We start from the raw sequence: 13,307 nt of genomic DNA, 5'->3' as shown, positions 1-13,307 counted from the left end.
GCATGAACCAGACCTTTCACCTTCATCCCAACCGCCGCCAACTGCTGGCCGGGCTCGCATCGCTGGCAACCGCCGGCATGGCAGGCACGGCGGGCAGCGCGTTCGCGCAAGCGGCCAAATACCCCAGCAAGCCCGTCACGCTGGTCGTGCCTTACTCGGCCGGCGGCGGCACCGATATCGTCGGCCGGCTGATGGCCCAGCGCCTCACCGAGCTATGGGGCCAGTCGGTGGTGGTCGAAAACCGCACCGGCGCCAACGGCGTGATCGGCTCCAGCACGGTGGCACGCGCCGCGCCCGACGGCCACACGCTGCTGCTGGTGGTGGGCTCGCACGCTGTCAACCCGGTGCTGATGAAGTCGCTGCCCTACGACACCGACAAGGCCTTCACGCCCATCACCAACATCGCCAGCTCGCCTTCGGTGCTGGTGGTGCAGGCCAGCGGCCCCTACAAGACGCTGGACGACCTGCTGACCGCGGCGCGCAAGGAAGAGCTGGGCTGCGGCTATTCGGAAGGGCAGACGCGCCTGACCGGCGAGCTGATCCGCCAGGTGGGCAATCTGAAGCTGACCGGCGTGCCCTACAAGGGCGGCGCGCCCATCATGGTCGACATCATCGGCGGCCACCTGCCTATGGGCGTGACCAGTGTGCTCACGGCGCTGCCGCATGTGCGCTCGGGCGCGCTGCGCGTGGTCGGCGTCGCGGCGGATCGCCGCATGCCGCTGTTCCCCGATGCGATGACTTTCAAGGAAGCGGGTCTTCAAGGCGTCGAGTCGCTGAGCTGGTACGGCCTGTTCGGCCCGGCCGGGCTGCCGGCGCCTGTCGTTGCGCAGATCAACCAGGACCTGAAGAAGGTCACGTCCGACCCGGCGCTGCAAAAGCAGATGCACGACCAGGGCGCCGACATCACGCTCACGCCGCCCGCCGAGTTCCGTACCTTCCTCGCGAGCGAGACGAAGAAGTGGGCGCTGGTCGCGCAGCGCGGCGGCATCAAGGCGGAGTAGGCAGCATGGCAAATCCCATATTCCGCCAGAAACTCGACCGCGGCGAATTCATCGTCGCGCCCGGCCTGCACGACATGATTGCCGCCAGCGTGGCCAACAAGGTCGGTTTTGACATCGTCTACGGCACGGGCTACTGGCTCACGGCGTCGAGCCTGGGTCTGCCCGACGCGGGCATCGCCACCTACACGCAGATGCTGGACCGCATGGCGACGCTGGTGCGCACCAGCCAGGGCGCGGTCATTGCCGATGCCGACACTGGCTACGGCGGGCTGCTCAACGTGCACCACACGGTGCGCGGCTACGAGGCGGCCGGCGTCACGGCCATCCAGCTCGAAGACCAGGAGTTCCCGAAGAAGTGCGGCCATACGCCGGGCAAGCGCTGCGTGCCGACGCAGGACATGGTCGAGAAGATCAAGGTTGCGGCCGAAGCGCGCGAGGACAAGGACAACTTCCTGATCATCGCCCGCACCGATGCGCGCGCCGCGCTCGGCGTCGATGAGGCCATGCGCCGCCTTGAGGCCTATGCCGAGGCCGGTGCCGACATCCTGTTTTTCGAGGCGCCGCAGTCCGAGGAGGAGATGCGCCGGGCCTGCGCCGCGTTCGACACGCCCATGCTCGCCAACATGGCCGATGGCGGCAAGACGCCCATCCTGCCCGCCAAGGTGCTGGCGGAAATCGGCTTTGCGCTGGCCATCTACCCCTCGCTCACCAGCCTGTCGGCGGCCGCGGCCATGGAACGCGCGTTGCGCCACCTCAAGAACAGCGGGATCAGCCAGGCGCCCGAGGTGCCGCTGTTCGATTTCCAGGAGTTCTGCGGCCTGATCGGCTTTCAGGACGTCTGGGATTTCGACAAGCGCTGGGCGCGCTGAAGATCCAGTCAACAAAAGAACGGAGACAAGACCCATGACGAATATCGACAACGCTTCGCGCCGCCGCTGGCTGGCCGCATCCGGTGCGCTGGCCCTGGGGATGGGCCTGGGCGCCACACCGGCGCTGGCGCAGGACTTTCCGAGCAAGCCCATTCGCCTGGTCGTGCCCTTCACGCCCGGCGGCGTGACCGACACCGGCGCGCGCGTCGTGGCCGAGCGGCTCGGCGCGCGGCTGGGCCAGCAGGTGGTGATCGACAACCGCCCCGGCGCCTCGGGCAACATCGGCACGCAGGCGGTGGCCAGCGCGGCGCCCGACGGCCACACGCTGGTGCTGGGCTTCGACGGCACGCTGGTCATCAACCCGCATGTGTTCGCCAAGGTGCCGTTCGACACGGTGAAGGATTTCGTGCCCGTCAGCAAGATCGGCGACACGGCGCTGGTCATCGTCACCCACCCCTCGGTGCCGGCAAAGACCCTGCCCGAGCTGATTGTCTATTCGAAGCGCCTGCCGGGCGGCCTGTCCTACGGCAGTTCCGGCACGGGCGGCACGCCCCACATTGCCGCCGAGATGCTCAAGGTGCGAACCGGCGCGGACTTCCTCCACGTGCCCTACAAGGGCGGCGGCCAGGCGCTGGCCGATGTGGTCGGCGGCCAGCTGCCCATGCTCTACACCGCCGTGGCCGGCGCGCTGCCCTTCATTGAAAGAGGGCAGGTGCGCGCCATCGCGATCTCCAGCGCGCAGCGGCTGCCTTCGCTGCCCGACGTGCCCACCGTCGCCGAAACCGTGCCGGGCTTCGAGGTGAGCTCGTGGATCGGCATCCTCGCGCCCGCCAGTACGCCCAAGCCCATCGCCGAGCGCATCCAGCGCGAGCTGCATGCGGTCGTGAACGAGCCCGGGGTCAAGGAGCGGCTGACCAAGCTGGGCATCACGTCGGTGGGCAATACGCCGGCGGAATTCGGGCAGCAGATCCAGGCGGACTTGAAGAAGTACGCGGATGTGGTGAAGGCGGCCGGGATCAAGATCGAATGAGGCGCCGCAAAGGCCAAGCCATGGCTGTTGATCGACGGCGAACTGTTGCAAGGACGCACCCTGACAAGCTGGCCGAGCCTGAAGGCGGATCGCTCTGGGTGGATGTCGAGGGGCCGTCGATCAACAGCTGATCAGCCGCCGCAAGCCGGACGGCATTCCCGCGTTCAACGAGCATTTCCTGAAAGTGCTTGGCAGGGCGGCCTGATCCGGCGATGGGCCAAGGCGGGGCTTGTGGCGCATTGGCTCAAGATAGATGCGACAGGGGGCGAGCGTCTGGAGCGCTGGCTGCAAGAGCAGCCCGACTTGACGCTGCAAGAGTTGGCCCAGAAGCTGCAGGCGGTCCGGCTGTGAGCACACCTACCTTATGCCGGGTGCTGCAGCGTCTTGGCCTGCGTCGAAAAAAGACTCTCCATGCCAGCGAGCGGGACACCGCGCAGGTACGTCAGGCACGCGACCAATACTGGCAAGACATCGCCAGGCACCCCGTAGGTATCTGCCGCCGTACTCGCCCGACGACTCACCCATAGAGCCGTGTTGGTCCAAGCTCAAAATGGGTCTGCGCGCCATCAAGGCGCGCACTCAATACGCCCTGGATAAGGCCCTGTCGAAGGTGATCGACGCAGTGACTACCAGGGATGCTCAAGGATGGCTCGCCCATTGCGGCTATGCCTTTTAGCAATATGAAATCCGCTCTAGGGTGTGCGCCTGGCGCCCTTATCGGCCGCGTAGACAGGTTGCTTGAGCTGAAAAAATGGGTTTGCTTGCCGAATCTACAACGCGGCATTCCACGACGGCAAGGTTGCGGCCTGAGCGCAGCGTGGCGGCGCTGGCATCGATATAGGGTCCGGCGCCGGCATCGAGGTATTGCGCCGAAAGATCCAGCAAGCTCCAGCCTTCAGGCAATGCCGCGGTACAGGTCGCTGCCGCCACTCCCAGCAGTATGCCGCCCTGGACATGCCCCGAGCGGTTGCCGATATGCATGCCCGATTCCACTCGGCAGCTGGCCTGCCCGGGCGCACTGCCTGCTACGGGCAGGATACCCCAGAACCGCTCGATGAAGCTGCCTTGGCCTGCGTCCTGCTCGGCCTGCAAGGCCCGCTCCCAGACCGCCTGTTCGGCTTCATGCAGCTCATGCGTTGGCAGCAGGGAAGCGGCGGACAAGGTGCTTGTGCGTGGCATGGGGTGATCTGCCGTGCCCTGGCGGTTTTCCAGCACCGCAAACGAGGCCGCGCTGCTGCAGCATAGGCTGCCATCCTCGGCATAGATTTCTACGCTGGTCATTGCGCTCTGCATGGCCCCGACGCGCGGGATCTGTTCGAGCTTCGCAACGGCCCGCAGGACACCTTGCGCGGGCAGCGAAGCAAACGTCAGGCGGATCGTCAAGGTCGCAACGCGCGCGGAAGGGCCAAACTCACTGCGCACCGCTGCCGCCATCGCCACATCGGCCAGGATGCTCAGCGTCGCCAGCGAAATGCGGCCGTCGGCCGCCCGGCAGTGCGGTCCCACCTCCAGGGTCACCACGGTGGCGGCTTGGTCGTTCTGCGTGAAGACCATGTCGAGGAAATGTCCGGCAAACATCCATCCCGGTGTGCGGCAGGCCTGAAGTGCCTGCAAGACACGGCGCGTTTGCGGACTGTGCAATGGGGTGGCGATGTTCTTCGAATCAAGCATTTCCTGGCTTCCTGGAATAACGCGTCGGATTACCGGTCAGCGGGTGTGTTCGCGGCTGCGGCGCGCGCGCATGCATGGCGCTAGGGCAGTGGGCATGGCGCCCTTGAGCCCGGTCCGCTTCGGCGCTCGCGCCTTTGCACCGGGGCAGACGCGCAGGGCCGGGCTCAGGCGCGCTCCGCCATGTTCAGCTCGCGCAGGATTTCTTCGGTATGCGCGCCGCGCAGGGGCGGCGCCGTGGCGGGGCCGGTGGCCTGGCCGTCTACATGAAAGCCGCTGCGCGCCAGTTGCAGTTCGGCACGGCCCGCATGGTCGAATGGCACGCTGGCAAACAGCTGGCGGTGTTGAACCTGGGGTTGGGCCAGGGCCTGCTGCACACTCAGCACCTGCCCGGCGGGAATGCCGGCGGCATTCAGGCGCGCTTCCCAACTCGCGGCAGCGGCCGTCGACAGCTGTTGCTCGATCAGGCCCTTGAGGGCGAAGCGGTTGCGCTTACGCGCCTCGCGCTCGGCAAAGCGGGCATCGGTCTTGAGTTCGGGTGCACCGATGATGTCGCACAGTTGCTCGAACTGCTGCTGCTTGTTGGCGGCGATGTTGATCGGGCCGTTGCCGGTGCTGAACGTGCCCGACGGAGCAGCGGTGAAATTCTCGTTGCCCATGGGCACGGGCTGCTGGCCGGCGATCAGCAGGTTGGAGACGATCCAGCCCATCGACACCAGCGTGGAATCGAGCATCGAGACATCGAGCAGCGCGCCTTCGCCGGTCTGCCCCCGGCGTACCAGCGCGGCGCAGATCGAGAACGCTGCGGTGATGCCGCCCAGCGTGTCGCACAGCGGGTAGCCCACGCGCAACGGGCCGGTTTGCGCGTCTCCGGTGATGCTCATCAGACCCGACAAGCCCTGGATGATCTGGTCGTAGGCCGGAGACTTGGCCAACGGGCCATCCTTGCCGAAGCCGGAGATGGCGCAATACACCAGATCCTTCTTGATGGCCTGCAGTTCCTGGTAGCCCAGGCCCAGCCGGTCCATCACGCCGGGTCGAAAGTTTTCCAGCACCACATCCGCCGTCTCCACCAGTCGCTGGAAGGTGCTGATGTCCGCCGGGTCCTTGAGGTCCAGGGCAATCGACCGCTTGCTGCCGTTTTGCGCCAGAAAGGAGGCGCCCAGGTAGTGCTTGTTGAGGCCTTCGTCGGCGCCGAGCTGGCGTGCCAGATCCCCTCCCTCGGGCGACTCCACCTTGATCACATCTGCCCCCAGCAATGCGAGCTGGTAGCCGCAAAAGGGGCCCGAAAGGACATTGGTGAGGTCTAGAACGCGGATGTTCTTCAGCAGAGGGGTCATTAGTCAGATTCCGGTAGGCGGATTGCAGTCGGTGAAGACGGAGGAATCTCCGCCGAAATGGGCGCTGATCTTGGCGGCGCTGATCAGCAGATGGCCCTGGATGGTTTGAATGGCTTCGGGCGTGAAGCGGTGCAGCGGACCTGATACCGACAGCGCCCCTTCGAGCTTTTGCTCCACGCCAAAGACCGGGCAAGCCATGGCCGCGGTTTCCTGGTCACGCTCGCCCATCGTCAGGCATACCAGGCGCTGACGGATGGCGTCATAGCGCTCGCCGGGCTCGCCGGCAAAGGCCAGCAGTACATGCCCGCCCGCACCCCGGTCCAGCGACAGCAGTTCATCCTGCTGCACGTTGTCGCTGATGGCGCGCGAAGACGAGATCCGGTAGGCACACAGCCGCTTGTCGCCGGCGCGGGTATACAGAGCGGCGCTTTCCCCCGTCAAGCTCGACAGCTCACGCAGCACCGGCATGACGAATTCGGACGGATGCAGGCTGCTGCGGTAGATGGCAGCCAGCCGCAAAGGCGTAGGCCCCAGGGTATAGAGGCCTTCGCGGTCGCGGTACAGATAGCCGGCGAGCTCCAGGGATTCGGCCAGGCGCAGCACGGTGCTCTTGTACAGGCCGGTGTGCTCGGCGAGCTGCGTGAGCGTGAAGCTGCGGTGGTGCTTGGAGAAAGCGGCCAGCAGGGAGAGCGCGCGGTTCACTGCGGCAACGCCGACGCCGTCGGTGTTGTCTTCCACGGTCGTTGCAGGGGATGTTTTGCGCATGCGTTGGGATGGAGTCGTGTGAGAGGTCATTGTAAATGCTGTTCTAAAAGAATATAAAACTCATTGAAGAGTAGAACTTTCAAAAAATAAATCTGGCCTTGTTGCCAAGTTCATGGATAGAATTCGCTCATGCAAGCTGCAAATTTGTTGCGTACATTGATTTTGTTGTTTGCTGGTTACAAGATGATGGAGACGTAAAACATGAAAATTGCCCGTTTTAACGAAGGTCGCATCGGCATCGTCGTCGGTGAAGAGTTGGTCGATGTGACGGATGTCGTCGGTGTCGATCCCCAGCAGTGGCCGCCGGTCGGCGCCGTGCAGATGATTGCAGCATGGACGCAACTGCGCGCCAAGGTCGAGGGTGCGCTCGCCAGCGCGCCGCGCATGGCATTGCCGGCGGTGCGGCTGCTGACACCCGTACCCTGGCCCAACAAGGTCATCGCCTATCCCGTGAACTACAACGATCACGGCCAGGAGATGCAGGCCAACTACCGCGCCACGCACCAGGGCTTCTTTCTCAAGCCCGCATCGTCGCTGTGCGGCGCCAGCGATGTGATCGAGCTGCCAGACCTGCCCGGGCGCGAAGTGCACCACGAGGCCGAGCTGGGCATCATCATCGGCAAGTCGGGCCGCAACGTGCGCCGCGAGGACTGGCAGGACTACGTGTTCGGCTATGCCTGCCTGATGGACATGGTGGTGCGCGGTCGCGAGGAGCGCGTGTTCCGCAAGGCCTATGACACCTTCTGCCCCGTGGGCCCCTGGATCACGACCGCCGATGAAGTTACCGATCCGGCCAACCTCGCGATGAAGCTCTGGGTCAATGACGAGCTGCGCCAAAGCGCCAACACCAAGGACCTGGTGTTGGACATCCCCGGCATGATCGAAATGGCCGCTTCGGTGATGACGCTCGAACCCGGGGACATCATCGCCACCGGCACGCCGGCGGGCGTGGGCCAGATCGTCGATGGCGACGTGGTGCGCATCCGCATCGACCAGCTCGGCGAGATGTCCATGAAGGTGGTGCAGGGCAGTTCGGGCCGCACGGTGGTGTTCGAGAACCCCTACGTGCTGGATATCAAGAAGCAACCGCTGGTGGCCTGATGAACAAGCTCGATTCGCTGGAATCCCTGTACCAGGCCTTCGACGGCCTGAGTGTGGAAGGCGGCTGGTACCGCCGCACACCCGCGCTGTGGCCCGAACCCCGCAAGAACTTCGTGCCTTTCCGCTGGCGCTATGCCGACGTCAAGCCCATTCTGGACGCCGCAGGCCATCTGGTCGACCATGCCATGGCCGACCGGCGCAACCTGACCATGACCAACCCCGTGGAAGGCAACCTCTACGCCACGGTGCGTTCCATGGTTGCAGCCTACCAGCTTATCAAGCCTGGCGAGACGGCTGACGCCCACCGCCACACACCGAATGCGCTGCGCATCATTCTTGAAGGCAAGGGAACCTACACCGTGGTTGACGGCACGCGCGTCGAGATGCGCCCCGGCGACGTGCTGTTGACCCCGAGTTGGGCCTGGCACTCGCATTCGAGCAACGGCAACGAGGACTGCTACTGGGTGGATGTACTGGATGTTCCGCTGGTGCATCTGATGGAAGGCATGTTCTTCGAGCGCCATCCCGACAAGCTCGAGCCCGATGTGGTCGATGCCGACAGTTCGCCCATTGCTTTCCGCTGGGAGGACACGCTTGCGGCGCTTGCCGTCGCTGCCCCGCCCGCGCATGGCATGGCCGAGCGCGAAGTCGAGCTCGGCAACCCGGCGCTGCGCACCGTGGCCCTGCATGCGCAGCGCTTCAATGCGGGCTTTTGCTCGGCGCTCTACCGCACCACGGCCAACAGCATCTTCACCGTGATCCAGGGCCGCGGCCGCACCGTGGTCGACGGCGAAACCATCGAATGGGCAATGGGCGATGTGATCGCCATTCCCGCCTGGCGTGCCTACCGCCATGAAGCCGATGCCGAGAGCTTCATGGTGCGCGCCAGCGATGAGCCGGTGATGCGCGCCATCGGCATGCTGCGCGAAGAAGTGATGCGCCAAAGCGTGTAATCCGCCCCCGAGGGCGCCGGTGTGGAAGCCAGGCAGGCGCATGTACGCCGCAGCGCGGCACCGGAGTCCGTGCAGTATCCAAAGGAGACAAGTCCATGCAACGTCGTGCTGTTTTGAAAGCGGGCTGCGCCGCAGCCTTCGCCACCGTCGCCGCCGCGGCCTCCGCGAAAGCCTATCCCAGCGGTCCGATCCGCATCGTGACCCCTTATGACGCGGGCAGCACGGTGGACATCACCAGCCGCCTGGTCGCCGAAGGGCTGTCCAAGCGCCTGGGGCAGACAGTGATCGTCGAGAACCGCCCCGGCGGCCAGGGCGCCATCGGCATGAACGCGCTGCTCGGCGCTCCGGCCAACGGCTACACCCTGCTCACCGACACGCCGGCCTCGGCCATCAACCCCAGCCTCTACAAGAGCCACCAGAGCCGCTACGACGCGGCCCGCGATCTCGCGCCGGTCGCGCAGCTGATGTCGCTGCCGTTCGCCATCGCCGTCGCACCGCAGGTTCCGGCCAGGAGCATAGGCGAGCTGGTCGCGCAGCTCAAGGAGCAGCCCGAGTCGCTCAACGCTGCCGTCGCCGGCACTTCCACGCGCCTGGCAGGCGAACTGTTCTGCATGCAGGCGGGCGTAAAGATGCTACCCGTGAACTACAAGGGCGCGATGTCGGCCATGCAGTCGGTGATGAAGAACGAGACCCAGGTGGTGTTTCTCGACGCCGCCAACCTTGCGCCCTTCATCGAGGCCGGCAAGCTGCGCGGCCTGCTGATCACTGGAGAGCGACGCTGGCCGGTGCTGGCCCAGGTGCCCACGGCCAAGGAGGCGGGCTACGGCCAGTTCGGCGCCAGCACCTGGTTCGGCATGTTCGCGCGCGCCGGCACGCCCCAGCCGATTCTCGACGCCCTCAATGCGGCGATCCGCGAAGTCATGGCGTCGCCTGCGCTGGCCAGCTACCTGAGCCAGCGCGGTGCCCAGCCCTCGCAGCGCAATGTCGCCGAGTTCAAGCAGTTTTTTCATCAGGAAATCAGCCTCTGGCGCGATGTGATCGCCAAGGCTGACATCAAGGTCGAATGAGTCCAACAAGGAGTAGCAAGATGAAAGTAATCATTGCCGGTGGCGGTATCGGGGGCATGTCGGCGGCGCTGGGATTGCTGCGCAAGGGCATCGATGTAGAGATCTACGAGCAGGCGCCCGAGATCAAGGAAGTCGGCGCGGGCATTCAGATCAGCCCCAATGGTTGCCGCGCGCTGGACGCGCTGGGCGTGTTCCAGACCCTGCAGAAGCTGTCGTGCGACCCGGTACGCAAGGAGTTCCGGCTGTGGAACACCGGCAAGGCCTGGCCGCTGTTCGACCTGGGCAAGAAGGCGATTGAAAAGTATGGCTACCCTTATCTGACGGTGTACCGTCCAGACCTGCTCGATACCCTGGCCGACGCGGTGCGTGCGCTCAAGCCCGATGCCATCCACCTGGGCTGCCGCGCGGCCGGCCTGGAGCAGGATGACACCGGCGCGACGCTGGTGCTCGACGACGGCCGCAAGATCCGCGGCGACGTGCTGATCGGCGCCGACGGCTGGCGCTCGGTGATCCGCAACACGCTGTGGGGCGAATGCAATCCCGAGTTCTCCGGCATGGTGACCTGGCGCGGCCTGATTCCCATGCACCAGTTGCCGCAGCACATGCAGGTGCATGTGGGCAGCACCTGGATCGGCCCCGGTGCGCATGTGGTGAGCTACCCGCTGCACCGCGGCGAGATCATGAACTTCGTGGCCACCATCGAAGGCAAGTCCTGGACCGCCCAGGCCGGCTGCGAGCCCGGCACCACCGAGGAATGCCTGGCCGACTTCGCGGGCTGGAGCGAAGACGTGCAGACCATGATCCGCCTGAGCCCGACGCTGCTCAAATGGGCGCTGATGAAGCGTGAGCCTATCGAGCGCTGGTCGCTGGGCCGCGTCAGCCTGATGGGCGACGCCTGCCATGCGACGCTGCCTTTCCTCGCCCAGGGCGCGGTGCACTCGATCGAAGACGGTGTGGTACTGGCGCGCTGCCTGGAAGAAGGCAAGGCCATGCCCGCGGCGGCGCTGCAGCGCTACGAGAGCGCGCGCATCGAGCGCACCAGCCGTATGGTGCGCGGTGCCATGTCGAACACCGGCCGCTTCCACAGCCCGGAGCTGGCGACGGAAGAATCCGCCGACCGGTACCTGGCGCGCGAGTGGAGCAGCGAGCCCATCGCCGACCGCTACGACTGGCTTTACGCCTACGACGCAGCCAAGGTCGCGATCTGAGTGTGACTTCCCGGGCAGCCGCTTGACGGAATGCCCGGGCTGCTGAGCGCGAAAACAGTACCGCTCGACCCACTGCGTGCGCGCGGCGCGCGCCTATTCCCCACCCATGCCAACCCGCCTGCCGCGTCGCAGGCGCGGCCGCGCCATGCCTGCACGGCGCCGGCCTGGCGACATTCCAGAGCGATAGGAAAGAGATGAGCTTAGCAAATGACACGGCCGGTTACCCCGATACGCTGCTGCTGATCGACAACCGGTGGGTCGAAGCCACGGGCGGCAGAAGCATCGAAGTGCTCAATCCGGCCACGGGCCAGGCGATCGGCAGGGTGGCGCATGCCGACGTCGCCGATCTGGACCGGGCGCTGGCCGCGGCGCAGCGCGGTTTCCTGCAGTGGCGCGACGTCAGCGCGCACGCGCGCTGCGCCATGCTGCGCCGGGCGGCAGCGCTGCTGCGCGAGCGCGCCGACGACATTGCCCGCAACCTGACGCAGGAGCAGGGCAAGCCGCTGGCCGAAGCGCGCGGCGAAGTCCTGGCCGGCGCTGAAATCCTCGAATGGTTCGCCGACGAAGGCCTGCGCGTGTACGGACGCATCGTGCCGGCACGCGATCTCGCGGTGCAGCAGATGGTGCTCAAGGAGCCCGTGGGCCCGGTTGCGGCCTTCACGCCATGGAACTTCCCCATCAACCAGGTGGTGCGCAAGCTCGGCGCGGCGCTGGCAACGGGCTGCTCCTGCCTGGTCAAGGCGCCCGAGGAAACGCCGTCGGCGCCTGCAGCCGTGGTCGCGGCCCTGGTCGATGCGGGCCTGCCCCCGGGGGTCGTCGGCCTGGTGTTCGGCGACCCGGCGCAGATATCGGCCCATTTGATCGCCAGCCCCGTGATCCGCAAGCTCACGTTCACTGGTTCAACGCCGATCGGCAAGGAACTGGCCGCGCTGGCTGGCCGCCACATGAAGCGCGTGACCATGGAGCTGGGCGGCCATGCGCCGGTGATCATCGCCGAAGACGCCGACATCGCGCTGGCGGCGCGCTGCACCAGCGCCGGCAAGTTCCGCAACGCGGGCCAGATCTGCATCGCGCCCACGCGTTTTCTGGTGCATGAGCGCATCCTGAAGGACTTCGCCGCGGCTTTTGTCGAGAAGGCGCGCGCGCTGCAGGTCGGCAACGGCCTGGACGCGGCCACCACCATGGGTCCGCTGGCGAATGCGCGGCGCATCACCGCGATGCAGGCGCTGGTCCAGGATGCCTGTGGCCGCGGCGCGGCGCTGGTCGCCGGCGGCGAGCGCCTGGGCAGCAGCGGCAACTTCTGGGCCCCCACGGTGCTGCTCGATGTGCCGCGCGATGCCCAGGTGTTCAACGAGGAGCCGTTCGGCCCCATAGCCGCGCTGCAGGCTTTCAGTTGCATCGAGGACGCGATCGCCGAAGCCAACCGTCTGCCTTTCGGCCTGGCATCCTATGCCTACACCCGCTCGCTGCGCACGTCCCACCAACTTGCGCGCGGCCTCGAAGTGGGCATGCTGTGGATCAACCAGCCGGCATCAGCTTCGGCGGAAATGCCTTTTGGCGGCGTGAAAGACTCCGGCTACGGCTCCGAAGGCGGGCCCGAAGCGCTGGAATCCTATCTCAACACCAAGAGCGTGTCCATCATGGCGCTCTGAGGATTTCAATGCGCAAGGTGATGATTTCCCAACCCGATGGGAGCCAGCGTGCCGGAAATAATCGATGTGGAGCTTTTCACGGGCTGGGCATGTCTGTCCGGAGGATGCACCTCCAGAGGCTCGCCCCGGCGCTCTTGGGACGCTTGCCTTGACAGGCTGGACAACCTGACCAACAATGGCAGGACAACCTGACCAGAAAGCTCCATCATGCCATCCCATTTCTCCGCACGCACTGGTGAAGCTCTGGCCGAGTTGGAGCGCGATCCGCTGAGTCGCGCCTTGCGAGTTCTGAGTCACCTGATCGGCTCAGACGTGCCGCGCAATACTCCGATGCCGATCTCGACCTTCAAGGCCCAGTACGGCTCGGTACTCAGACAGGCCGATCACGACGGGGTCGCCCTGATTTCGCAAGGCAGCAAGCGCTACGTGATCGTCAGCGAGGCCCACATGGTCGCTCTTTCCAGCAACGAACGGGCCACACGAACGGTGGCCGACGTTTGCATGTCGCTTCCACGCCCACGTCGAGCCGTCGATATGTCCTCCTCCCAGATGTCCGGAGCTCAAGGTGACATCGACGTGCCAGCCAGGCACTACTGATGAGCCGGTACCTGCTCGGGCCCCGGTGCTTGCTATGGATGGCGAATCAGGAGCCC

At 65.7% G+C, this 13,307-nt stretch carries 13 protein-coding genes; 10 read left to right on the top strand and 3 right to left on the bottom strand.

Going from position 1 to position 13,307, the window contains the following annotated elements; translation table 11 throughout:
- Window positions 1-2: 2 nt before the first annotated feature.
- Genes GVL12_RS22060 through GVL12_RS22045 form a run of 4 tightly spaced genes read left to right on the top strand, consistent with a single transcriptional unit; the run spans window position 3 to window position 3,251 of the window.
- Window positions 3-1,001 carry a tripartite tricarboxylate transporter substrate binding protein gene (locus GVL12_RS22060; protein WP_159917717.1) on the top strand — a complete coding sequence of 333 codons (999 nt, stop codon included), beginning with the start codon at window positions 3-5 and terminating at the stop codon, window positions 999-1,001.
- A 5-nt stretch (window positions 1,002-1,006) separates the two neighbouring features.
- Window positions 1,007-1,870, top strand: coding sequence for an oxaloacetate decarboxylase (locus GVL12_RS22055; RefSeq protein WP_159917716.1), 864 nt, complete (start codon window positions 1,007-1,009; stop codon window positions 1,868-1,870).
- A gap of 34 nt (window positions 1,871-1,904) precedes the next feature.
- Window positions 1,905-2,900, top strand: a complete 996-nt coding sequence (locus GVL12_RS22050; RefSeq protein ID WP_159917715.1) for a tripartite tricarboxylate transporter substrate binding protein — start codon at window positions 1,905-1,907, stop codon at window positions 2,898-2,900.
- Between the two features lie 27 nt (window positions 2,901-2,927).
- Window positions 2,928-3,251 (top strand): hypothetical protein, encoded by a 324-nt coding sequence (locus GVL12_RS22045; protein ID WP_159917714.1) that lies wholly within the window; start codon window positions 2,928-2,930, stop codon window positions 3,249-3,251.
- Between the two features lie 363 nt (window positions 3,252-3,614).
- Here GVL12_RS22045 and GVL12_RS22040 read toward each other — a convergent pair whose 3' ends face one another.
- The 3 genes from GVL12_RS22040 to GVL12_RS22030 all read right to left on the bottom strand — a co-directional run bounded on the left by GVL12_RS22040 (window position 3,615) and on the right by GVL12_RS22030 (window position 6,673).
- Window positions 3,615-4,571 carry a PaaI family thioesterase gene (locus tag GVL12_RS22040; RefSeq protein WP_159917713.1) on the bottom strand — a complete coding sequence of 319 codons (957 nt, stop codon included), beginning with the start codon at window positions 4,569-4,571 and terminating at the stop codon, window positions 3,615-3,617.
- A 164-nt stretch (window positions 4,572-4,735) separates the two neighbouring features.
- Window positions 4,736-5,908 carry a CaiB/BaiF CoA-transferase family protein gene (locus tag GVL12_RS22035; RefSeq protein ID WP_159917712.1) on the bottom strand — a complete coding sequence of 391 codons (1,173 nt, stop codon included), beginning with the start codon at window positions 5,906-5,908 and terminating at the stop codon, window positions 4,736-4,738.
- 3 nt (window positions 5,909-5,911) lie between these two features.
- A complete protein-coding gene (locus GVL12_RS22030; protein ID WP_159917711.1) occupies window positions 5,912-6,673 on the bottom strand; it encodes an IclR family transcriptional regulator in 762 nt (253 codons plus the stop codon).
- A 201-nt stretch (window positions 6,674-6,874) separates the two neighbouring features.
- Here GVL12_RS22030 and GVL12_RS22025 point away from each other — a divergent pair, with 201 nt between their 5' ends.
- The 6 genes from GVL12_RS22025 (at window position 6,875) to GVL12_RS22000 (ending at window position 13,251) form a co-directional block, all read left to right on the top strand.
- Window positions 6,875-7,774: a fumarylacetoacetate hydrolase family protein gene (locus tag GVL12_RS22025; protein ID WP_159917710.1), complete on the top strand. Its 900-nt coding sequence runs from the start codon at window positions 6,875-6,877 to the stop codon at window positions 7,772-7,774.
- A complete protein-coding gene (locus tag GVL12_RS22020; RefSeq protein ID WP_159917709.1) occupies window positions 7,774-8,727 on the top strand; it encodes a cupin domain-containing protein in 954 nt (317 codons plus the stop codon). Before GVL12_RS22025 ends, GVL12_RS22020 begins: the two co-directional genes overlap by 1 nt.
- A 95-nt stretch (window positions 8,728-8,822) precedes the next feature.
- Complete coding sequence (locus GVL12_RS22015; RefSeq protein ID WP_159917708.1) at window positions 8,823-9,794, top strand: tripartite tricarboxylate transporter substrate binding protein; 972 nt, start codon at window positions 8,823-8,825, stop codon at window positions 9,792-9,794.
- Between the two features lie 20 nt (window positions 9,795-9,814).
- Entirely contained in the window at window positions 9,815-11,002 is a 1,188-nt protein-coding gene (locus GVL12_RS22010) for an FAD-dependent monooxygenase (RefSeq protein ID WP_159917707.1), read from the top strand.
- 194 nt (window positions 11,003-11,196) lie between these two features.
- Entirely contained in the window at window positions 11,197-12,654 is a 1,458-nt protein-coding gene (locus GVL12_RS22005; RefSeq protein WP_159917706.1) for an NAD-dependent succinate-semialdehyde dehydrogenase, read from the top strand.
- Window positions 12,655-12,861: 207 nt separating this feature from the next.
- A complete protein-coding gene (locus GVL12_RS22000; RefSeq protein WP_159917705.1) occupies window positions 12,862-13,251 on the top strand; it encodes a hypothetical protein in 390 nt (129 codons plus the stop codon).
- The last annotated feature ends 56 nt before the right edge of the window (window positions 13,252-13,307 follow it).

Origin of the sequence: Pantoea sp. 18069, assembly GCF_902706035.1 — a bacterium.
Classification (GTDB): domain Bacteria; phylum Pseudomonadota; class Gammaproteobacteria; order Burkholderiales; family Burkholderiaceae_C; genus Comamonas.
The sequence above is the reverse complement of the archived record's forward strand: the minus strand, read 5'-3'. Positions and strand labels throughout refer to the sequence as shown.

Coding starts and splice junctions, on each gene's coding strand:
- GVL12_RS22060 (WP_159917717.1), top strand. CDS start 3: ATGAACCAGACCTTTCACCTTCATCCCAACCGCCGCCAACTGCTGGCC.
- GVL12_RS22055 (WP_159917716.1), top strand. CDS start 1,007: ATGGCAAATCCCATATTCCGCCAGAAACTCGACCGCGGCGAATTCATC.
- GVL12_RS22050 (WP_159917715.1), top strand. CDS start 1,905: ATGACGAATATCGACAACGCTTCGCGCCGCCGCTGGCTGGCCGCATCC.
- GVL12_RS22040 (WP_159917713.1), bottom strand. CDS start 4,571: ATGCTTGATTCGAAGAACATCGCCACCCCATTGCACAGTCCGCAAACG.
- GVL12_RS22035 (WP_159917712.1), bottom strand. CDS start 5,908: ATGACCCCTCTGCTGAAGAACATCCGCGTTCTAGACCTCACCAATGTC.
- GVL12_RS22030 (WP_159917711.1), bottom strand. CDS start 6,673: ATGCGCAAAACATCCCCTGCAACGACCGTGGAAGACAACACCGACGGC.
- GVL12_RS22025 (WP_159917710.1), top strand. CDS start 6,875: ATGAAAATTGCCCGTTTTAACGAAGGTCGCATCGGCATCGTCGTCGGT.
- GVL12_RS22020 (WP_159917709.1), top strand. CDS start 7,774: ATGAACAAGCTCGATTCGCTGGAATCCCTGTACCAGGCCTTCGACGGC.
- GVL12_RS22015 (WP_159917708.1), top strand. CDS start 8,823: ATGCAACGTCGTGCTGTTTTGAAAGCGGGCTGCGCCGCAGCCTTCGCC.
- GVL12_RS22010 (WP_159917707.1), top strand. CDS start 9,815: ATGAAAGTAATCATTGCCGGTGGCGGTATCGGGGGCATGTCGGCGGCG.
- GVL12_RS22005 (WP_159917706.1), top strand. CDS start 11,197: ATGAGCTTAGCAAATGACACGGCCGGTTACCCCGATACGCTGCTGCTG.
- GVL12_RS22000 (WP_159917705.1), top strand. CDS start 12,862: ATGCCATCCCATTTCTCCGCACGCACTGGTGAAGCTCTGGCCGAGTTG.